This window comes from Prosthecobacter fluviatilis (assembly GCF_042655725.1).
Classification (GTDB): Bacteria; Verrucomicrobiota; Verrucomicrobiia; order Verrucomicrobiales; family Verrucomicrobiaceae; genus Prosthecobacter; species Prosthecobacter fluviatilis.
Map to the genome: position 1 here is coordinate 1 of NZ_JBHSMQ010000001.1, position 18194 is coordinate 18194.

19 protein-coding genes are annotated in these 18194 nt (G+C 61.4%); 11 read left to right on the top strand and 8 right to left on the bottom strand.

Annotated features, from left to right (window positions below):
* Positions 1–237: 237 nt before the first annotated feature.
* From ACFQDI_RS00005 to ACFQDI_RS00015, 3 genes are all read right to left on the bottom strand, one after another.
* Positions 238–1386: a thiolase family protein gene (locus ACFQDI_RS00005; protein WP_377162059.1), complete on the bottom strand. Its 1149-nt coding sequence runs from the start codon at positions 1384–1386 to the stop codon at positions 238–240.
* Positions 1387–1655: 269 nt separating this feature from the next.
* Positions 1656–3125, bottom strand: a complete 1470-nt coding sequence (locus tag ACFQDI_RS00010) for an acyl CoA:acetate/3-ketoacid CoA transferase (protein WP_377162062.1) — start codon at positions 3123–3125, stop codon at positions 1656–1658.
* 204 nt (positions 3126–3329) lie between these two features.
* Positions 3330–4088, bottom strand: coding sequence for an SDR family oxidoreductase (locus ACFQDI_RS00015; RefSeq protein ID WP_377162065.1), 759 nt, complete (start codon positions 4086–4088; stop codon positions 3330–3332).
* A gap of 99 nt (positions 4089–4187) precedes the next feature.
* Here ACFQDI_RS00015 and ACFQDI_RS00020 point away from each other — a divergent pair, with 99 nt between their 5' ends.
* The 3 genes from ACFQDI_RS00020 to ACFQDI_RS00030 are packed head-to-tail and all read left to right on the top strand — an operon-like array spanning position 4188 to position 5167.
* The gene (locus ACFQDI_RS00020; RefSeq protein ID WP_184344596.1) at positions 4188–4565 is read left to right on the top strand and encodes a VOC family protein; all 378 of its coding nucleotides are present in this window, start codon (positions 4188–4190) and stop codon (positions 4563–4565) included.
* Between the two features lie 18 nt (positions 4566–4583).
* Positions 4584–4862: a BrnT family toxin gene (locus ACFQDI_RS00025; protein WP_377162069.1), complete on the top strand. Its 279-nt coding sequence runs from the start codon at positions 4584–4586 to the stop codon at positions 4860–4862.
* Positions 4863–4876: 14 nt separating this feature from the next.
* Positions 4877–5167 carry a CopG family antitoxin gene (locus tag ACFQDI_RS00030; RefSeq protein ID WP_377162072.1) on the top strand — a complete coding sequence of 97 codons (291 nt, stop codon included), beginning with the start codon at positions 4877–4879 and terminating at the stop codon, positions 5165–5167.
* Between the two features lie 46 nt (positions 5168–5213).
* Here ACFQDI_RS00030 and ACFQDI_RS00035 read toward each other — a convergent pair whose 3' ends face one another.
* Positions 5214–5489: an HU family DNA-binding protein gene (locus ACFQDI_RS00035; protein WP_377162075.1), complete on the bottom strand. Its 276-nt coding sequence runs from the start codon at positions 5487–5489 to the stop codon at positions 5214–5216.
* 142 nt (positions 5490–5631) lie between these two features.
* Here ACFQDI_RS00035 and ACFQDI_RS00040 point away from each other — a divergent pair, with 142 nt between their 5' ends.
* Positions 5632–6171, top strand: a complete 540-nt coding sequence (locus ACFQDI_RS00040; RefSeq protein ID WP_377162078.1) for a gamma carbonic anhydrase family protein — start codon at positions 5632–5634, stop codon at positions 6169–6171.
* Positions 6172–6232: 61 nt separating this feature from the next.
* Complete coding sequence (locus ACFQDI_RS00045; RefSeq protein WP_377162081.1) at positions 6233–6871, top strand: bifunctional nuclease family protein; 639 nt, start codon at positions 6233–6235, stop codon at positions 6869–6871.
* A gap of 10 nt (positions 6872–6881) precedes the next feature.
* Here ACFQDI_RS00045 and ACFQDI_RS00050 read toward each other — a convergent pair whose 3' ends face one another.
* The 3 genes from ACFQDI_RS00050 to ACFQDI_RS00060 all read right to left on the bottom strand — a co-directional run bounded on the left by ACFQDI_RS00050 (position 6882) and on the right by ACFQDI_RS00060 (position 11682).
* Positions 6882–9200 carry a tetratricopeptide repeat protein gene (locus ACFQDI_RS00050; protein WP_377162084.1) on the bottom strand — a complete coding sequence of 773 codons (2319 nt, stop codon included), beginning with the start codon at positions 9198–9200 and terminating at the stop codon, positions 6882–6884.
* Positions 9201–9251: 51 nt separating this feature from the next.
* Positions 9252–10739 (bottom strand): OmpA family protein, encoded by a 1488-nt coding sequence (locus ACFQDI_RS00055; protein WP_377162087.1) that lies wholly within the window; start codon positions 10737–10739, stop codon positions 9252–9254.
* Between the two features lie 88 nt (positions 10740–10827).
* Entirely contained in the window at positions 10828–11682 is an 855-nt protein-coding gene (locus tag ACFQDI_RS00060) for a M23 family metallopeptidase (RefSeq protein ID WP_377162090.1), read from the bottom strand.
* Between the two features lie 179 nt (positions 11683–11861).
* Here ACFQDI_RS00060 and ACFQDI_RS00065 point away from each other — a divergent pair, with 179 nt between their 5' ends.
* From ACFQDI_RS00065 to ACFQDI_RS00080, 4 genes are all read left to right on the top strand, one after another.
* Positions 11862–12665: an undecaprenyl-diphosphate phosphatase gene (locus tag ACFQDI_RS00065; RefSeq protein WP_377162093.1), complete on the top strand. Its 804-nt coding sequence runs from the start codon at positions 11862–11864 to the stop codon at positions 12663–12665.
* A gap of 2 nt (positions 12666–12667) precedes the next feature.
* On the top strand, positions 12668–13240 hold the full coding sequence (locus ACFQDI_RS00070; protein WP_377162096.1) for a DUF2062 domain-containing protein: 573 nt from the start codon (positions 12668–12670) through the stop codon (positions 13238–13240).
* Positions 13241–13337: 97 nt separating this feature from the next.
* Complete coding sequence (locus tag ACFQDI_RS00075) at positions 13338–13823, top strand: TPR end-of-group domain-containing protein (protein WP_377162099.1); 486 nt, start codon at positions 13338–13340, stop codon at positions 13821–13823.
* Positions 13820–14995: a serine hydrolase domain-containing protein gene (locus tag ACFQDI_RS00080; RefSeq protein WP_377162102.1), complete on the top strand. Its 1176-nt coding sequence runs from the start codon at positions 13820–13822 to the stop codon at positions 14993–14995. The genes ACFQDI_RS00075 and ACFQDI_RS00080 overlap by 4 nt, the downstream gene beginning before the upstream one ends.
* Here ACFQDI_RS00080 and ACFQDI_RS00085 read toward each other — a convergent pair whose 3' ends face one another.
* Positions 14996–16168 (bottom strand): right-handed parallel beta-helix repeat-containing protein, encoded by a 1173-nt coding sequence (locus tag ACFQDI_RS00085; protein ID WP_377162105.1) that lies wholly within the window; start codon positions 16166–16168, stop codon positions 14996–14998. It lies immediately after the preceding gene.
* Between the two features lie 61 nt (positions 16169–16229).
* Here ACFQDI_RS00085 and ACFQDI_RS00090 point away from each other — a divergent pair, with 61 nt between their 5' ends.
* Together ACFQDI_RS00090 and ACFQDI_RS00095 are read left to right on the top strand one after the other, a co-directional pair.
* Positions 16230–16385: a hypothetical protein gene (locus ACFQDI_RS00090; protein ID WP_377162108.1), complete on the top strand. Its 156-nt coding sequence runs from the start codon at positions 16230–16232 to the stop codon at positions 16383–16385.
* Entirely contained in the window at positions 16382–17890 is a 1509-nt protein-coding gene (locus ACFQDI_RS00095) for an arylsulfatase (RefSeq protein WP_377162111.1), read from the top strand. The genes ACFQDI_RS00090 and ACFQDI_RS00095 overlap by 4 nt, the downstream gene beginning before the upstream one ends.
* The last annotated feature ends 304 nt before the right edge of the window (positions 17891–18194 follow it).

An 18194-nucleotide genomic window follows, 5' to 3' on the forward strand; every position in this document is an offset into this window, starting at 1 on the left:
AAACCAACTTAACTTCCGACCACGCAAAACACTCGGCTTTCAATCACCTCATTCCCTCTTGCCTTTCCTGCTCAAACCCATCTAATTCCAAAAACCAGCCCAGGTGCACTTTGGGTTTCAATCTGCAGCGAGTGGAGTCAATAAACTAAATGCCTGGCATTATTTTAAATGGTGACTGCGAGGTGAGAAGTGGGGGCAGCTTTGGCTGCTGGGCATTTGGTGGGCCTGAGAATGATCTCAGGTGGCGTCGCGCTCGATGGCGAGGGCGATGCCCATGCCGCCGCCGATGCAGAGGGAGGCGATGCCGCGGCGGAGGTTGTTGTCTTCCATGTGGTGGAGGAGGGTGATGAGGACGCGGGCGCCGCTGGCCCCGATGGGGTGACCGAGGGCGATGGCTCCGCCGCGGGGGTTGAGTTTGGTGGTGTCGAGATCGAGTTCCTTGACGCAGCCAAGGGCTTGGACGGCGAAGGCTTCGTTGATCTCGATGGCATCGACTTCGTCTAGGCTCCAGCCAGTTTGAGCGCAGACTTTGCGAATAGCGCCGACGGGACCGAGGCCCATCAAGGCGGGATCACAGCCGACAGCGGTGCTGGCGATGATGCGAGCGCGAGGTTGCAGACCGTGGCGTGAGACGGCGTCCTCGCTGGCGAGCAGGGCCAAAGCAGCGCCATCATTGATGCCTGAGGCATTGCCAGCGGTGACGGTGCCGTCTTTGCGGAAGGCGGGTTTCAATTTAGCGAGGGAGTCGGCGGTGGTGTCGGCGCGTGGGTGCTCGTCTTCGGTGAGTTCGCCGATGGGGATGATCTCGCGGGATAAAGCGGCACGGCTGGCGGCGACGCGGCTCTGGCTGAGGGCGGCGAAGGCGTCCTGCTCGGCGCGGGAGATGGCGTGTTTGTCGGCGATGCGTTCGGCGGTTTCGCCCATGCCGATTTTGAGGAGGGGATCGGTGAGGCCATCGACGAACAGGGCGTCCTGGAGGGAGGAGTCGCCGAGTTTTTTGCCGAAGCGGAGGTCGGTGGCGTAGTGGGGGGCGCGGCTCATGGATTCGACGCCCCCAGCGAGGACGAGGTCGTTTTCACCGGAGCGGATGGAGTCTGCGGCGAGGGCGACGGCTTTGAGGGAGGAGCCGCAGGCCATGTTGACGGTGTAGGCGGGGACTTCCTGGGGGATGCCGAGCTTGAGGGCGATCTGGCGGGCGACGTTCATGCCTGCGCCTGCCTGGAGGACCTGGCCGAGGATGACCTGCTGGATGTGGGCGCGGAGGGGCGCAGGAAGCATGGCGTCGCCAAGGGCGTGGCCGAGCTGGGTGGCGGTGAGGTCTTTGAGGCCGCCGCCGAAACGGCCAATGGGAGTGCGGCGGGCGTCGATGATGTAAACGGGGGGCATTGGGGAGGGGGAAAGTTACAGATTTAAAGTTTGAAGTTTAAAGCTCTTTTAAAGCTCTTTGGGCGGAAGCGTGTGAGGTGCGCGGATGTGTGGGTGATCCGCAGAGGGACAGAGAGGACGGAAGAGGATGGCCGGTGCCAGAGTGAGTCAGCGTGGCGTGTGTTTCGACAGATGCTAAGCCTGGGGTGTGTGAGTGATTGATGATTGTCGAGCAATCGATTTTTGATTTTTGAGGTGCCGGAGTTGAGATGCTCTAACAGGGCGTTGATTCATGCGGGCACGCTGGGCGAATCGTGTGCGATGCCGATGAGGGGGGTGAATTCCATTTTGGAGAGGATGTCTGCCTGGAGGTCGAGGCCGGGGGTGATTTCGATGAGGCGGAGGCCGCCGGGGGCGAGCTGGAAGACGGCGCGCTCGGTGACGTAGAGGACCTGCTGGCCGTTGCGGAGTGCGGTGGGGCCGTGGAAGCAGACGTGCTGGATTTTCTGCACGAACTTGGGCTGCCCCTTGGCCTCGAAGGTGCAGCAGAAGATGAGGCGGCGGGCGCTCTGGGCGATGTTGACGAAGCCGCCGACGCCGGCGAAGCGACCGGCGAAGCTGGTGACGTTGACGCTGCCTTCAGCGTCGATTTCGACGGCACCGAGGACGCCGATGTCGAGGCCGCCGCCGTCGTAGAAGTCGAACTGGGCGGGCTGGTCGATGATGGCTTCCGGGAAGTGGCTGCAGCCGAAGCTGAGGCCGGAGGCGGGGACGCCGCCGGTGGGGCCGCTTTCGACGGTGAGGGTGAACTCGTGGAGGCGGCCGGTTTCGGCGGCGACCATGGCGACGGCTTCGGGGAGGCCGATGCCGAGATTGACGATGTCTCCTTTGCGCACCTCCTGCAGGGCGCGTGCGCCGATGCGTTTGCGGTCGGATTCGGGCATCGGGGGCAGGGTGAAGGTGCCGTCGCTGGTGACGACGAAATCTTCTTTGAATGCTTCGCCAAAGGTCTGATCGTGCTGCTGGCCGTGGGATGGGACGATGTAGTCAACGAGGAGGCCGGGGACGCGCACGGATTTGGGATCGGGGAGTTGATCGACGATGCTTTCGACCTGGGCGATGACGATGCCGCCGTGGTTTTTTGCGGCTTGCGCCATGGGGAGGACTTCGCTGATGAGGCCTTCGCGATCCATGCTCAGATTGCCGCGGTGATCGGCATAGGTGGCGCGAATGAGGGCGACGTGGATGGGCATGGACTTGTAGCGGAGCCATGTTTTGCCATCGAGCTCGATGCGTTCGACGAGAGGTTCGGTGGTGCGTGCGTTCATCATGCCGCCGCCGTTCACGGGGTCGATGAAGGTGTTCAGTCCGACCTGGGTGAACAAGCCGGGGCGTTTGGCAGCGATCTCGCGTGTGAGGACGGAGAGGACACCCTGGGGCAGATTGTAGGCTTCGACTGCGTTGGCGAGTGCGAGTGCGCCGAGCTTGGGAGCGAGGTTCCAGTGGCCGCCGACGATGCGCTTGAGCAGGCCGCGATGGGCGAGGTGATTCAGGCCGCGTTCCGCCCTGTCTCCCTGGCCTGCGCAGTAGTAGAGGGTGAGGTCTGTGGGGGTGCCGGTTTGGAGGAAGCGGCGCTCCAAGGCGGAGGTGAGCAATTCTGCATGACCGGCGCCGACGAAGCCGCTCACGGCGATGGTGGAGCCGCTGGGGATGGCGGCGATGGCTTCGTCAGCACTGGCGAGGATGGCGGGTGCGCGCATGTTTCAATGGCTGGGGAAGGTAATGGGGACCGGATTTAACACCGCAAGAGATGAGAAGACCGCAGAGATGAAGCTTTCATTCTGGGGTGGGTGATGAGAATGCGCTGAGGGACCGGAGGACGCACCGCAGAGATTGGAAAAACGCAGAGATGGGGTGAGGGGCGGGGGCGTTTCCGGGAGGAGGAGCTGGAGGAGTGGCGGGGATCAGCCTCTCCAGCCGCCGTTGATTTCGAGGGTCTGGCCGGTGACGTAGGAGGCGAGGGGGGAGCAGAGGAAGAGGACGACGTTGGCGACTTCCTCGGTGGTGCCGAAGCGGGCGAGGGGGACGTTTTTGATCATCTCGGCACGGACGTTTTCGGGGATGGTGGCGGCCATGGCGGTGTCGATGACGCCGGGGGCGATGGCGTTGGCGCGGATCTGTTTGCGGGCGGCCTCACGGCTGAGGACGCGCATCATGGCCTGAACGCCGGATTTGGCGGCGGCGTAGTTGGCCTGGCCGAAGAAGCCCTGAATGGCGGCGATGCTGCCGAAGCTAACGATGGCGCCGTGGTCGCGCATGATTTCGAGGGCGTATTTGCAGCAGTAGAAGACGCCGGAGAGATTGACGTCGATGACAGCGTCCCATTCTTCGAGGCTCATCTTGGCGATGGTGCGGTCTTTGATGATGGCAGCGTTGTTGACGAGGTAGTCGAGGCCGCCGTGGCGGGCCTGAATGTCTGCCATCATGGCCCGCACCTGATCTGGGCTGGCCACGTCTGCGGCGATGATGCTGGCGCTATCTGTGCGGAGGAGGTTGAGCTCGTCTGCGAGTGTCTGGGCATCTGCCGTGGTGGCGGGGGTGCCGAGGTGATTGATGACGACGGAGGCGCCTGCGCGGTGGAAAGTGCGGGCGACTTGGGTGCCGATGCCCTGAGATGCGCCGGTGATGAGGGCGACTTTGCCGGTGAGGTCGATGGAAATCATGAGAGAGGTTCTAAGAGACGTCGTCAGCCGCATCAAGCTTTCCTCCACAAGGAGGATCATTTGCCACGCTGGCCAGCCTGTGGCATAAAGGAGAGAACTATGGTTAAAAAGCTTCTTCACACCCGCTACCGGGTGAATGATCTCGAAAAAACGATCCACTTCTACACGCAGGTACTGGGGCTGAAGGAGGTGCGCCGGCACAAGTCGCCGCGCGGCTCTGAGCTGGTGTTTCTGCAGACGCCGAACAGTGATGAGTTGATCGAGATCTGCAGCTATCCGGCAAGCGGGCCTGTGACGTTTTGCAGCGACCTGACGCATCTGGCGTTTGAGGTGGAGAGCATTGAGGAGTTTGCAAAGCACTCGGCCGCGCTGGGATATCCGCTCTCTGACGGCCCGACGCCGAGCTCGAGCGGTGTGTTTGCTTTCATTGACGCCCCGGAGGGGTATGAGATAGAACTGATCGAATACCGCAAATAATCTCGTAATCTACCGCTCATGGACTTTGACTGGATCGGCACCGCCTTTGACCTCTCGATACTTCCGCCGAAGGACATCGAGGAGTCGTTTGAGGATCCGTTCTCGATCAAGCTGCTGCCGGACGGGCAGCATGAGAATGCGGAGGCGAGGTATTACAACCTGGGCAAATCGCTGCAGGGCAAGCCTGTGTTCAGTGTTTTCTGGACGGATGGCAAACGCTACCGAGTGATCTTCGCGAGGCTGATGACGCCCGGGGAGCATGAATTTTTTGAGCGCAAAAAGGCGGAGGAACTCTGACATCAAACATCCACATGGAAACCGCACCTGCTGACCTAAAACCTGTGAGAGCCTGGAGGGATGTGCCGGCGTTTGACGCCGATGAGGCGGAGGTGAAATTCTGGGGCGCGCACCAGTTGGACGCGCGGCTGATGCAGTCGTCCATTCATCGTGCGGATGTGCGTGAGTCCACGACGATCACGCTGAGATTTGACCCGAGGATGCTGAGCCGGATCAAGCGTGTGGCACGCCGGCGGTACCTGAACTACCAGAGCATGATCAAGCAGTGGCTGAGCGAGCGGATGGAGCAGGAGCTGAAGGACTAGCGGCAGCGGCGGGTGGGATGCCAGAGGGCACCGGCGGAGCGCCGGGCTAGAGTGAGCTCTTGAGTGCTGCGGAGGCGACGAAGCGTACGGTCTTGGAGGCTTTTATCTCGACCTCGACTTCAGGTTTGCGGGGATTGCGGCCGATGCGCGCGGGGCGCTCCACGGGCTTGAACGTGCCGAAGCCGATGAGCTGGACGGGCCCGTGTTTCACACCGTTTGTGATGGCCTTGAGCACGGCGTCCAAGGCATCTGAGGCGGCTCGTTTGGAGGTGTCTCCTCCCAGGATTTCCTGAACGGCGTCGATGAGCTGAGCTTTGTTCATAGGCGTGTGTGTGATTCGTTGTTGGATTGAAGGCGAGTCCGTTCCAGAATGAATGCGGCGAGGTGCTTTTTATGGCGCTTTCCGTCGCGATTCACAAACATAAAAAATCTTTCATGCTGCCATGGAACCTTTAAAGAAATTCTTGCTTCCGGATTCACAGCCTTCTGTGGCGGAGGATGCCTTTATCGCACAGGGGGCCGTTGTGCTGGGTGCGGTGGAGATGAGGGAGCAGTCGAGCGTGTGGTACGGGGCGGTCCTACGAGGGGACATCAACCGCATCGTCGTCGGGGCGCAGAGCAATGTGCAGGATGGCAGTGTGCTGCATGTGAGCGACGACTGCGCCTGTGTGCTGGGGGAGCGCGTGACGGTGGGGCATCGTGCAGTGGTGCATGCCTGCACGGTGGGGGATGAGGTGCTGGTGGGAATGGGGGCGATCATCCTGGATGGTGCGCAGATCGGGGCGCGAAGCATCATCGCCGCAGGGGCGCTGGTCACTAAAAACGCGGTCATCCCGGAGGGGTCTCTGGTGGTGGGCTCACCGGCGCGGGTGGTGCGTGTGCTTTCGGTGGAGGAGCAGCGGAGCAATGCGAAGCTGGCGCTGAAGTATGTCGAAATAGCGCGACGCTACCTGGCGATGGGGCTGGGGGGCGGTGCGGTGCGGGTGCCGAGTGGTACAGTTTAGGCACAGAAAAACCCACGGTGTGTGTTGCCTTCGGGCTGCGTGCGGCTTTTAATTGGCCTTAATGAACAAGGATGTCATCGAAGTGCAGGTGCGTGCAGTGCTGCCGCTGGAGGGGAGCTTTGCCGTTTTCCTGGGCAATGAGAGCAAGGTTTTTGTGATCTACATTGACGAGTCGGTGGGCACGGCGATCTCCATGTTCATGAGGGGGGTCTCGAAGGAGAGGCCGCTGACGCACGATCTGGTGGGGCATCTGCTGCTGGCGTTTGGGGCGAAGGTGGAGCGGGTGGTGATCAACAACATCAACGGGAGCGTGTTTCATGCGCGGCTGATCATTTCCGCCGAAAACGAACTGCACACGACGCGGAAGGTGATCGAGCTGGATGCCAGGCCGAGCGACAGCATCGCGATGGCGGTGCAGCAGAGCGCGCCGATTTTTGTGGCCAAAAATGTGTGGGACACGGTGGAAGATGTGAGCGACACGCTGGCACAGATCGAGAAGAAGGGGCTTGAAGTGCAGCAGGCGGCTGAAGCTGCCGAGGAGGACGATGAAGAGGACGACGACATCGAGGAATTCAGCGACGATGACATCAACTCCATCGCTGGCATCGAACCCGGCAAGGGGGATGAGGAGTATGATGACGGATTTGGCGGGGAGGACGACGACGAGGAAGGCGAGGAGTGGAAAAAGGCGGACGGCTGAGCGTGGGCGGTCAGCGGCGTGTGAGAGCAGCGCGAAGCTGCAGGGCTTCGCCATAATCTGGAGAGATGCGCAGGGCGCGATCCAGGGCGGCGAGGGCCTCCGGGATGCGGTTCTGGCGTGCGAGGATGGTGGCGCGTGCGTAGGGGATGCCGGGGTCGCGAGGGTTGGCGAGTTCGCCGCGCTGCATGGCATCGAGGGCGCCGGGGATGTCGTTCTGGCCGTTTTTGGCGAGGCCGAGATTGTACCAGGCGCGTGACAGGCTGGGATCGAGGCGGGTAGCTTCTTGGAGGGATTGGATGACGGCGGGCATGTCTCCGGTCTCGCTGAGGGCGAGGCCGAGCTCGTAGTGGTATTCGGCGTGATTGGGGGCGAGCTTGATGGCGTCGCGGAGCTTGGAGATGGCGAGCTGTGTCTGGCCGGAGGAGCTGTACATCATGGCGAGGTCATGATGGAAGGGAGGGGAGTTGGGGTCCCAGCGGATGGCGGTTTCCATGTGCCGGGTGGCGGCGGGGATGTCCCGCCGTGCGAACTCAAACTGGGCGAGCTGCATCTGGCCGCTGGGCTGATCTGCATTCCAGCGGAGCATGTGCTGGAGGTCCTGGCCTGCGGGGGAGTCGAGGTGGAGGCTTTCACGCAGGGCCCAGGCTGCGGAGACGCGGACGCCACGGACGGGGTCGCTGAGAAGGGGCTCGATGGAGGAACGCAGGGTGCCGCTGTGCAGGACGGGCTCCAGGGTGCGGATGGCGCTTTCACGAACGATGGGGTGGGGATGCTGCAAAAGGGAAGTGACAGCGGTCTGAACTGCGGGCTGGTCGATCCAGCGGTCCAGGAGCAGGGTGGCGCTGGCCTTCCAGTGGGGGATTTCATCGCTGCCCAGGAGGGCCAGGAGGCCGTCTCGTGCGGTTTCATTTCCCTGGCGGGCCTGGGCGATGAGGGTGGCGCGGGTGCGTGTTTTGCGGTCCATCTTCGGGCCCCACCATTTCTGGGTGGCTTCGAGCGCCCAGTCGGTTGTTTTGTCGGTGTGGCATTTGTTGCAGGCGTTGGGGATGCTGAACTGCTTGGTGAGCAGGGGGTCTGGAATGGTGAAGCCGTGGTCGTGGCGCGGGTGGCGCTGCATGTAAACGGTCTGGGGCATGTGGCAGTTGACGCACTGGTTTCCGGTGCTGGAGGCCTGGTGAAAGCTGTGAGCTTCGGGCATGATGGGCGGGGCATTGGGGAAGCCGCCGGGGGTGTGGCAGCGCATGCAGAGCTGGTTGCCGGGAAGGGTGGTCTTCATGCTGTGCATGTCGTGGCAGTCCATGCAGCGGACGCCGGCGTGGTGCATGCGGCTGCTGAAGAAGCTGCTGAACTCGTAGTTTTCGTCGCGGATCTGGCCGTCGGGATAGAAGGTGTCGGTCTGATCTGTGATGGTGAGGTGGTAGTGGTCCCAGAAGGATTCGCCGGGCACGAAGTCGCCGGTGATTTCGCCGCGGCGGGCATGGCAGCCGGCGCAGTTTTCGATGTGCTGGTCGCGGGTCCATTTGGTGAGGGTGGGGTCACCTTTGGCGCCGGGGTGGGAATGCTGCCAGGCGGTGTGGGGTTTCATGGGGCCGTGGCAGGACTCACAGCTCACGGACATCTCGGCCATGGTGGTGCGGTAGCCGTCGGTTTTGGCGTCGTAGTTTTTGCGCAGGCGTGTGTTGTGGCAGGTGGCGCACATCTGGTTCCAGACCATGCCGCGTCCGGTCCAGTGGCCCCACTCACCCGGCTTGCGGTCTTCGTTTCCATAGACGTCGAACCACTCGTTTTTCCTGGGATCGAGGCAGGCCTCCATGGCCTGGAGGCGGCCGTTGCCGCCGTCGACGAGGAACTGACGAAGCGGGTCGTGGCCGATGATGCGTTCGACACGATAAGGAGCGGTCTTGCTGTCGAAGCCCAGTGAGACGAGTTCGTAGCTGCCGCCGTTTTTGCGTACTTCGGTGGACTGAGTGCCGTGCTGGAAGGTGCGGGTGGGGACGAAGGCGGGGTCGTCCAGCCTAGGGTCAGGTTTGCGTTCGGCCAGGCCGTGATGGGAGCCCTGCCATTTGGCAAACTGGTCGGCGTGGCATTCGCGGCAGCTTTGGGAGCCGGCGTACTGTGCAAAAGCCGCCTTTTCATCTGGCATGACGTAGGGCTCAACCTTGGCTAGGGAGACGACTGCGGGAGGAACAGGAACCGGGGTGTATTTTGTTTGCGGCCAGAAGGCCCAGGCTGCGAGGCTGGCAATGATGGCGGCGATGCCGCCGAAAAACATCCCGGCCTTCCACGATGAAGCGGGCGGAGGCGGGATGGGCGGGGTGTTTTTCTTCATGCGTGCGCCAGACTAGGCGGACGCGACAACGGCGCAAGATGAGGCGAAGAATCAGAAATCGAGATAGATTTCGGCGCGGCGGTTGTGGCTGCGGCCTTCGGGGTCGTCGGAGCCGTCGGATTTTTTGTTGGGACTGAGGGGCTGGGCTTTGCCGAGGCCGGTGGTCTCGACCTGCGCGGCAGGGACGCCGAGTGCGGCGAGCTGCTGTTTGACGGCTTCGGCGCGTCCGCGGGAGAGGCGGATGTTGTAGTCATCCTCACCTTTTTCATCGGTGTGGCCGGCGATGCGGAGTTTTTTGCTGGGGTCTGCCTTCATCAGGGCGGCGATGACTTCGAGCTGCTTGAGGGCCCGGGGGTGAAGTTCGGCGCGGTCGTATTCGAAGTAGAGGGCCAGGGATTCGCCGCCCTTGGGGTTCTTCACGATGGGGGTGTAGGGCACGCCGAGCTTTGAGGCGCTTTTGGCGAAGGAGCCTAGGATGTCTGAGAGATTGAGGCCCACAATCTGCCAGGGCTGTGCGGTGTCTGCGCGCTTGAGCTCCACGCCAAATTCAGTGTTTTGCTGAAGAGACTCCGACTGCACCTGGGCGATGACCCAGGAGACTTCGGGATTGGCGATGGTGACGATGAGGGGCTTGGCCGGGTTCAGGGCATACTGGCCTTCTTCAAAGACGATGCAGAGACCGACGAGGCGTTCGACGGGGACTTTTTTGTCATCGACGTAGGCGCGTGCGGCGGTGAAGTCGTGCTTGAGGAGGTGCCTGACAAAGTCGCTGGCATAGGCGAGGGCGTCGGTGCCGTCTTCAACAGTGAAAAGCGGCTTCATGGAAGTGGTGGCTACCGGGGCCGGCGCCGAGGGTGCGCCGGTGGTGCTGACCGCGGCGGGTGCCGGGGCTGCGCCGGGTGCGGGCATGGAGGCAATGGCGCTGCTCATGGCCTTGGGCAGGGTGGCTTTGGCGACTTTCCAGCCCATGTGCTCATCCCGCTCCAGATCCAGCTGAATGCGCACGGTTTCCTGAGAGCCCTGCAGGACAAAGGGCAGGGCGATGCGAGTGCGGTTTTCGACGAGGCCAAGAAGCTCAACCTGATCTTCCGCCGCCGGCTTGTAGCCCATGGAGGCGAGTTTTTCGAAGATTTTGGCAGCGCTCTCCGACTGCTCTGCGTCTGAAGCGGCGGCGAGCTTGCCCGCTGTGGCAAAATCTCCGGTGGTCAGGCTGCGCACGAGCTGCCTGCCGAGATCGAGCGGGCGGGCGAAGGCGAATTTCGCAGGGGCTGGTTTTGGGGGCGGGGGAGCCTTCACCACGGGAGGCGGTGCCTTGGGTGCAGGGGGAGCGGCGGGCATGGTGTCCTGCGCAGACTTGGCAGGTGAGGCTGTGGCAGCCGAGGTTCCAGCGGCGGCATCTTTACGGGCCTGAATTTTCTGTTTCGTGAAAAAGAAGAAGATGGCGGTGCTGAGCGCGAGGGCGGCCACAACAATGATCACAGGCACAAGGCTGCCGCCGTAGAGAGATCGGGAATAAATGGGGCGGGACGGGATTTGCATGGCCGGGAGTGAACTGCGCTGAAGTAGCAGCAAAGATGCCACCACGGGAGGTGATGAATCAAGGGCTAATATATGTGCCGATGCTTGTTCAGCGTTTTTCGTCAGTGCCTTCGGTGGTCTGGCCCGAGCGCATTTTGGCTTTCAGGCGTGCCCAGAAGTCGTCGTCCTGCTTTGAGTCGTCCTTGGAAGCGTCTGAGCCGCCTTTGAATGAAGGCACATCGACACTGGTGGGGCGCACGCCGTCACTGCCGGTGTCCGCCATCGCGCGGCCATAGGGGGCGAAATTGTTCACCGGCACGGAGTATTTCTGCATGCTGGAGGGGAGGGCGCGGCGGGCGTTGATGAAGGCGGTGGGGCTGTAGTAGTTGGATGAATCGCGGGCGAACTGGGAGCGGTTCATGCCGATTTGCAGGTTTTTGCGAACCTCAAAATGCAGGTGAACCGGGTACATGCCGTTGTTGCCCCCCATGGTGCCGACGAGCTGACCTTTCTCGATGAGGTCATGGAGCTTCACTTTGCGCTCGTGCAGGTGGGCGTAGAGGGAGTCAACCATGGCGATTTTGCCATCGGCTTCGCGGAAGATGTGGCGGATGAGGATGCAGTTTCCCCAGCCGACGCCGATGTTCTGCGAAAAAATAACCACACCACGGCCCATGGCATAGATGGGCTCGCCGAGATCGGTGTCGCCGCCGCCGCGGCCGTTCCAGTCTTCACCCAGATGGCCGTTGGGCCAGTAGCCACGTGCTTTGTAGAAACCATCTGCGTCAGGTTTGCCGACGGGGAAATCAAAGCCATCTGCCAAGCGTACGCGGATGGTCGAGCCAGACTGTGCGGCTGCGGTAGCCGTGAGGAGCCAAGAGGCGCAGGCACAGAGCAGCAGGCGCCACCAGGAGTAAAGGGGGCTGTGGGTTGTGCTGGGGGAATGGAAGGCACTGGCTGGCATGCCGGAGGGAGGGGACGGTAGTCTAAAAAAAGGCAAAGGCCAGTCTGAAAACCAACACGGGGGCAGAGAATGAGAGCCTTGTGTGAATTATCAGGTTCAATGTACTCAGTGAAGTTGCAAAGTGCGCCGCCCGCCTGATTGTTCACTGTTCCCGCCCCCAATCACTCTCTTATTCCGACATGCCCGACTGGCTTGCGATCATTCTCCTAGGCATCATTGAAGGTGTCACCGAATTCCTGCCGATCTCTTCGACGGGGCACCTGCTCATCCCGCAAAACATGCACTGGCTGCCGCAGAAGAGCGACCTGTTCAACGTGGTGATCCAGAGCGGTGCGGTGCTGGCGGTGCTGGCGGTGTTCACCCAGAGGCTGAAGCACCTGGCTTCGACGCTGGGAGATGCGACCACACGGACGTACCTGGCGAAGCTCTTTGTGTCTTTCTTCATTACTGCTGCCGGGGGCTTGATCATCAAAAAGTTCGGCATCAAGCTGCCTGAAACGATCCCGCCGGTGGCGTGGGCGACGTTGATCGGTGGTTTCATCATCCTGGTGCTGGAGTTTTTGCACAAGGACAAGCCGGGGACTGAGGACATCACATGGGCAGTGGTCGTCGCCGTGGCGCTAGCGCAGCTGCTTGCGGCCGTGTTTCCCGGCACCTCGCGCTCGGGGGCGAGCATCCTGATGGCGCTGGCTTTCGGGGTGTCACGGCCTGCGGCCACGGAGTTTTCCTTTTTGCTGGGGATCCCCACGCTGATGGCGGCCGGGGCGTTTAAAATCCTGTCTGCCGTCAAGGACGGCGAGGCGGGGAACGAAGACTGGGCGATGGTCGCGCTGGGCACGGTGGTGGCTGCTGTTTCCGCCTTTATTGTGGTGAAGTGGCTGATCCGTTTTGTGCAGGGGCATACGTTCAACGGTTTTGCCTGGTACCGGATTGCGCTGGGCAGTGCGCTGCTGGTCTGGGTCTACAACGGGGGAGGGCACTGACCATGTTTGCACTCGCCCGGGGTTGGTTTCGCCGTTCGGTGTTCAAAACCATCCGCTTTCTCAAACACCCGCGAAAACTGAGGCAGAGCCCCGCGAGGCGGTGGTTTGCGCGTCATTTCCTGGACAAACGAGTCTGGAAGCCGACGCAGCACACGCTTTCCGGAGGCATGGCGGTCGGGATGTTCATCACGCTGCAACTGCTGCCCATCCAGACGCCTGCGGCGATCATCTTGTCCGCCATTTTCCGGGTCAACATTCCGATAGCCATCGCCTTGTGCTGGGTGAGCAACCCGGTGACGGTGCCGTTCATGGCCTGGGTGGAGTACGCGATTGGCAAATGGGTGCTGGCGCTGTACACCACGGTGCCGACTTCGCCGTTTCCCACCCATCTGCCCGAGTCGATGGTGGATGCATGGATCGTGCTGAAGGAGCATGCGCCGGTCATGCTGGTGGGGGGGATTCTGCTGGGGGCGGTGGTCGCACTGGTGAGCTACGTCACGACCTGGGGGTGCTGGGAAATCGGTTCGCGCATGGAGATGGCAAAGAAAATGCGGGAGGCGAATGCGGCTGCCTGAAGCCCGACCCCTGAGAAGCGCTTTTGCGTGTGATCAGGAACAAAAATCTTGTTCCTGGTCAGCCTTTGGGGTCTGATCAGATCATTCCTATTCAAAAATGACCGAAGCTGAACGCAGGATCATCGCCGCTCAGGGCTACGTGGAGCTGGGGCTCTATGACGAGGCCCAGACCGAGCTGTCTCCGCTGCCGGCAGAAATGCACAAACGGGTGGATGTCATCGAAATCACGCTGCTGTGCCTGATGGGCGGGCAGCGATGGGCGGAGGCGCTGGCGCTGGCGACGAAGCTTTGTGTGCAGGAGCCGATGGAACCCGGAGGCTTTATCCATGCGGCCTTCTGCCTGCATGAACTGGGGCGTACCGCCGAGGCGGTGGATGTGCTTTCCCGCGGCCCTGCGACACTGCGTGCGAAGCCGGTCTATTACTACAACATGGGCTGCTACCACGCCTGCCTGGGGCATCTGGAGAAGTCTCTGACCTACCTGCAGCGTGCGTTTGAGATGGATGGCGAGCTGCGCCAGCATGCCAGAAAAGACCGTGATCTCGACTGTCTGCGTGCCCAACTGGAGGCTCACCACGCATGAGTTTTGCAGGCAGCCCCGCCAGCCTGCAGGCCGTAAGCGCCTGGTTTGAGGAGAACTTCCGCACACGATCGGAAATGGGGGCGTCTGTGTCCATCTGGAAGGATGGGCGGGAGGTGCTGAACCTGGCCCACGGACATTGTGACCGGGCACGGACGCGGAAGTGGGATCATGGCACGCTGGTGCCGGTGTGGTCTGCCACGAAGGGGCCGGCGGCAGTGTGCTGCCTGCTCGCGCTCGAAGAGGCGGGCATCCCGCTGGAGTGCCCGGTGGCGGAGGTGTGGCCCGAGTTTGCGGGAGGGGGCAAAGCGAACCTTGCCTTCACCCACCTGTTTTCACATACCGGCGGGCTGTGCGCCCTGGATGAGCGTGCGCCGATCTACGATTACGATGCGGTGATCGAGGCGATTGAGCACCAGCGCCCGCTGTGGGAGCCTGGCACGCGACAGGGCTACCATGCGCGTACGTTTGGATTCATGCTGGATGAGATCGTGCGGCGTCTCACACAGGCTGAATCTCTGGGCGAGTATTATCGTGAGGTGTTCGGAAGCCCGCTGGCGCTGGATTTCTGGATCGGGCTGCCAAGCGCGGAGTGGGAACGTGTGTCGCCGGTCTATCCCGGGAAGATCAGCCTAGCGAACGGCGAGCAGCCTTTCATCAAGGCCTTCAACACAGGGGGCACGCTGACACAGCGGACCTTTACCTCGCCTCCTGGGCTGAATGCGGTGAGTGATTTCAACCAGAGCGAAATGTGGTCGCGAGGCTACGCGAGCATGGGTGGGGTGGGCAGTGCGCATGGGCTGGCGAAATTTTACGCGATGCTGGCCCAGGGGGGGCGCTGGAACGGGGTGCAGATGGTGCCTGAAGCGGTGGTGCGGCGGCTGGAACAGACGCTGACGCAGGAAACGGATGCTGTGCTGCTGACACCCATAGCCTTTTCCGCAGGCATGATGAAGGATGCCATGAACGGGGGTCCTGAGTCTGACGGGAGCAAGCTGCGACAGCTCTACGGGCCGAGCCGGCTCGCCTATGGCCACCCCGGGGCAGGGGGGAGCCTTGCCTTTGCGGATCCTGAGAACGGGCTGAGCTTTGCTTACACGATGAACCAGATGGAAATCGGTGCGCTGCCGGGCGAGCGTGGCCTGGGGCTGGTGAGGGCTCTCTATGGCGGCTGATCACTCGGAGACCGAGTGTGTGCCCTCCTGGACTACGATGGCCTTCATACCGCTGCCGGTGATCCTGTTTGCCTTCACGGTGTGCGCCTCTCCGGAGAGGATGATGCCGTTTTTGCCGGAGGCGGTGATCTCATTTTGAGCAACGGTGCCACCGCTGGTGCCGGTGGCGATCTGCACGGCGTTGCCGAGGGTGTGGTCGAAAACGTTTTTCACGATCAGATGGCCTTTGTTCAGGTCCGGCTGCTTGCACCAGCGCCAGAGGTTGATGCCGGTGCCGCAGCCCAGGAACTCATTGCCCGCCACGAGGCAGTCTGTGGCATCGTTCAGCTCAACGCCGACGAGGCTGCGGGCGATGTGGTTGTGCGTGGCGACGGACTTTGTGGTGAAATGATCAAAGTCGATGGCTTCATCGGATGTGTCGCGGATGGTGCAGCCGTCGATTTCGGCGCCTTCCACCGAATACAGGGCGACGCCGCGCCCGTGGCAGTTTTGGATGAAGCAGCGTGAGATGCGCAGCTTTTTCACCGGCGGCCCGGTGGGGCCTTTTTCATAGCTGTAGGCTCCTGAGGCAAACACGGCGCAGAGCTGGGCATGGCCACGAACGGGCGGGTCGCCCTCCACGCGGCCGCCATCGAGGGTGAGCTTTTCGATGAGGATCTCTTCGCAAGCTCCGCGAATTTCGATGAGGTTGGGGGCGTCCTCATGGCGGATCATGGTACGGTCTGGCACGGGGAACTTCAGGGGGGATTCGAGCTGGATGGCCTCCTTGAGGACTGCTTTGACGATGGCCAGGTGATAGGGCCTTGGCTTTTTGGTGAAGCTGTCCTGCTCGCCATCTGCCTCGATCTTGAGCCGCATGCCGGGCTTGAAGCCACGCTGAGATGTCACCGGGAGCGTGGTGGCGCCTGCCGCGGTGGCACCTGCGGAGATGGCGTAGGCGACAGGGGGGAGCTTCAGAACGGTCTCTTCGGCATCGAGGCCGACGATGCGCAGCTTCTTTGCGTCTTTGATCCTGAGGCCGTGCTCGATGAGATGCACGCCGGGAGGGATGATGACCTCGCCGCCGCCTGCTTTGATGGCTTCATCGATGAAGCGCTGGAGGTCTGCCTCGGGCAGGGCACGCGCGGAGTGGAGTGCGGCGAAAAGCAGAAGAAGCAGGGTGGAAAATTTCATGGCATGGGAAAGACGGAGCGAGCAGGGTGAAACTCGCTTTTTTTGCTGGAATCCATTCCCCATGAAGTTTCTCTCGCGCCCTGGCTTTTACATCATTTTACTGCTGATTGCGGCGATGCTGCTGCTGACGCTGTGGCTGCAGTGGAAGCTGGATTCGCTGCCGAAGCAGAAAGCGAAACAAGAAAAGGCTCCGGCTGCCGTTTCCCATCCCCCATGAAGTCTCTTGCTCTTCTGCTCGCCCTGACGCTGACGGTGCATGCGCGCCAGCCCAACATCATCTTCATCATGGCCGACGACCTGGGGCCCGGTGATCTGGGGTGCTACGGGCAGAAGATCATCAAGACGCCCAACCTAGACCGCATGGCGGCGGAGGGGATGCGATTTACGCAGATGTACTGCGGCAACGCCGTCTGTGCCCCTTCGCGGTGTGTGCTGATGACGGGGCTGCACCCCGGGCATGCTTTCATCCGCGACAACCGCCAGGCAGAAGACGCCAAGGGGCTGCCAGATGTGGGCAGGCAGGAGCACGAGGGCCAGTTTCCGATTCCGGCGGAGAGCGTGACCGTGGCGGAGGTCTTTCGTTCAATGGGCTATCCGACGGGAGGCTTTGGGAAATGGGGGCTCGGGGGGCCGACATCAAGCGGGGCGCAGCTGCGGCAGGGGTTTGACCGGTGGTTTGGCTACAACTGCCAAGGGGTGGCGCATAACTTTTACCCCACCTATCTGTGGGATGATGACAAGACGATTGAGCTGAAGAATCCGCCGTTTTCCCCTCATGACACCTTCAAGCCCGGAGAAGACCCGGCGAAGGAGGAGAGCTACAAGCGCTTTCAGGGCAATGAATACTCGGCGGACCTCATTGCGGAGCAGGCGCTGAAATTTGCCCGTGACAACAAAGACAGGCCTTTCTTCCTGTACTGGCCCACAACGGTGCCGCATGTGGCGCTGCAGGTGCCGGATGATTCGCTCAAGGAGTACACCGGAAAATTCGACGATCCGCCCTATACCGGCGGGAAGGGGTACATCCCACATTTTCGGCCCAAGGCGGCGTATGCGGCAATGATCACGCGGATGGACCGCGAGATCGGGCGCATGCAGGCGCTGATCACCGAACTGGGGCTGGATAACGACACGATCTTTGTGTTTGTCAGCGACAACGGGCCGCTCAGCGGCACGCATCAGGGGCTGGCTGGCACGGACTGCGCTTTCTTTGATTCCAGCGAAGGTCGACGTGATGGCAAGGGGACGCTGTATGAGGGAGGCATTCGCTCTCCGGGGATCGTGCGCTGGCAGGGAAAGATCAAAGCTGGTAGCATCAGTGACCGGGTTACCGGATTTGAAGACTGGATGCCAACGCTGCTGGAGCTTGCGGGGGCCAAGGACAAGACGCCGCGCACAGACGGCATCAGCTTTGCTCCGACGCTGCTCGGGGAGAAGCAGGCAGACCGGGAGTTTCTATACCGCGAGTTTCATGGCTACGGGGGGCAGCAGATGCTGCGAATGGGGGAATGGAAACTGGTGCGCCGCAACCTCACCCCCAAAGGGAAGGGGAAGGCCAAAGCCAGCGTGGCAACGGAGGAGCTGTTTAACATCGCCACGGATCCCGGCGAGACGAAGGACGTCGCGACAGATCACCCCGACCTGGTGAGCCAGATGAAGAAGATCATGGCCGGGCAGCATGAGCCCAGTGCAGACTTTCCGATGACGGCGCTGGACCGCTGATGAGCTGCGCTGCAACGGTGCCGGCAGCAGGCTGCGAGCGTGCTGTGGCTGCGTGCTATTTTAGAGACTGGCCAGTATGATGAAGTTCTGAGACGGCCATGCTGTGCTGCCAGCTGTCTGCATGAGCGGAATTGCCTAAAAATAGTTAATTTCTTAAGATTTATAGGGTGCTATTGTCTGGGTGATAATGGTTAAAGTATCTTAGATAAGGTTTTTTTATCCTTGCTGTGAGATAAACTTATCCCTTATTTTTGTATAAAAATAAAATAAAATTTAATTCACGGACTTTGGACTATGCAAACCG

What these genes read in the sequence shown, in the direction of transcription:
- ACFQDI_RS00005 (WP_377162059.1), bottom strand. Translation starts at nt 1,386, where the DNA reads ATGCCCCCCGTTTACATCATCGACGCCCGCCGCACTCCCATTGGCCGT.
- ACFQDI_RS00010 (WP_377162062.1), bottom strand. Translation starts at nt 3,125, where the DNA reads ATGCGCGCACCCGCCATCCTCGCCAGTGCTGACGAAGCCATCGCCGCC.
- ACFQDI_RS00015 (WP_377162065.1), bottom strand. Translation starts at nt 4,088, where the DNA reads ATGATTTCCATCGACCTCACCGGCAAAGTCGCCCTCATCACCGGCGCA.
- ACFQDI_RS00020 (WP_184344596.1), top strand. Translation starts at nt 4,188, where the DNA reads ATGGTTAAAAAGCTTCTTCACACCCGCTACCGGGTGAATGATCTCGAA.
- ACFQDI_RS00025 (WP_377162069.1), top strand. Translation starts at nt 4,584, where the DNA reads ATGGACTTTGACTGGATCGGCACCGCCTTTGACCTCTCGATACTTCCG.
- ACFQDI_RS00030 (WP_377162072.1), top strand. Translation starts at nt 4,877, where the DNA reads ATGGAAACCGCACCTGCTGACCTAAAACCTGTGAGAGCCTGGAGGGAT.
- ACFQDI_RS00035 (WP_377162075.1), bottom strand. Translation starts at nt 5,489, where the DNA reads ATGAACAAAGCTCAGCTCATCGACGCCGTTCAGGAAATCCTGGGAGGA.
- ACFQDI_RS00045 (WP_377162081.1), top strand. Translation starts at nt 6,233, where the DNA reads ATGAACAAGGATGTCATCGAAGTGCAGGTGCGTGCAGTGCTGCCGCTG.
- ACFQDI_RS00050 (WP_377162084.1), bottom strand. Translation starts at nt 9,200, where the DNA reads ATGAAGAAAAACACCCCGCCCATCCCGCCTCCGCCCGCTTCATCGTGG.
- ACFQDI_RS00055 (WP_377162087.1), bottom strand. Translation starts at nt 10,739, where the DNA reads ATGCAAATCCCGTCCCGCCCCATTTATTCCCGATCTCTCTACGGCGGC.
- ACFQDI_RS00060 (WP_377162090.1), bottom strand. Translation starts at nt 11,682, where the DNA reads ATGCCAGCCAGTGCCTTCCATTCCCCCAGCACAACCCACAGCCCCCTT.
- ACFQDI_RS00065 (WP_377162093.1), top strand. Translation starts at nt 11,862, where the DNA reads ATGCCCGACTGGCTTGCGATCATTCTCCTAGGCATCATTGAAGGTGTC.
- ACFQDI_RS00070 (WP_377162096.1), top strand. Translation starts at nt 12,668, where the DNA reads ATGTTTGCACTCGCCCGGGGTTGGTTTCGCCGTTCGGTGTTCAAAACC.
- ACFQDI_RS00075 (WP_377162099.1), top strand. Translation starts at nt 13,338, where the DNA reads ATGACCGAAGCTGAACGCAGGATCATCGCCGCTCAGGGCTACGTGGAG.
- ACFQDI_RS00080 (WP_377162102.1), top strand. Translation starts at nt 13,820, where the DNA reads ATGAGTTTTGCAGGCAGCCCCGCCAGCCTGCAGGCCGTAAGCGCCTGG.
- ACFQDI_RS00085 (WP_377162105.1), bottom strand. Translation starts at nt 16,168, where the DNA reads ATGAAATTTTCCACCCTGCTTCTTCTGCTTTTCGCCGCACTCCACTCC.
- ACFQDI_RS00090 (WP_377162108.1), top strand. Translation starts at nt 16,230, where the DNA reads ATGAAGTTTCTCTCGCGCCCTGGCTTTTACATCATTTTACTGCTGATT.
- ACFQDI_RS00095 (WP_377162111.1), top strand. Translation starts at nt 16,382, where the DNA reads ATGAAGTCTCTTGCTCTTCTGCTCGCCCTGACGCTGACGGTGCATGCG.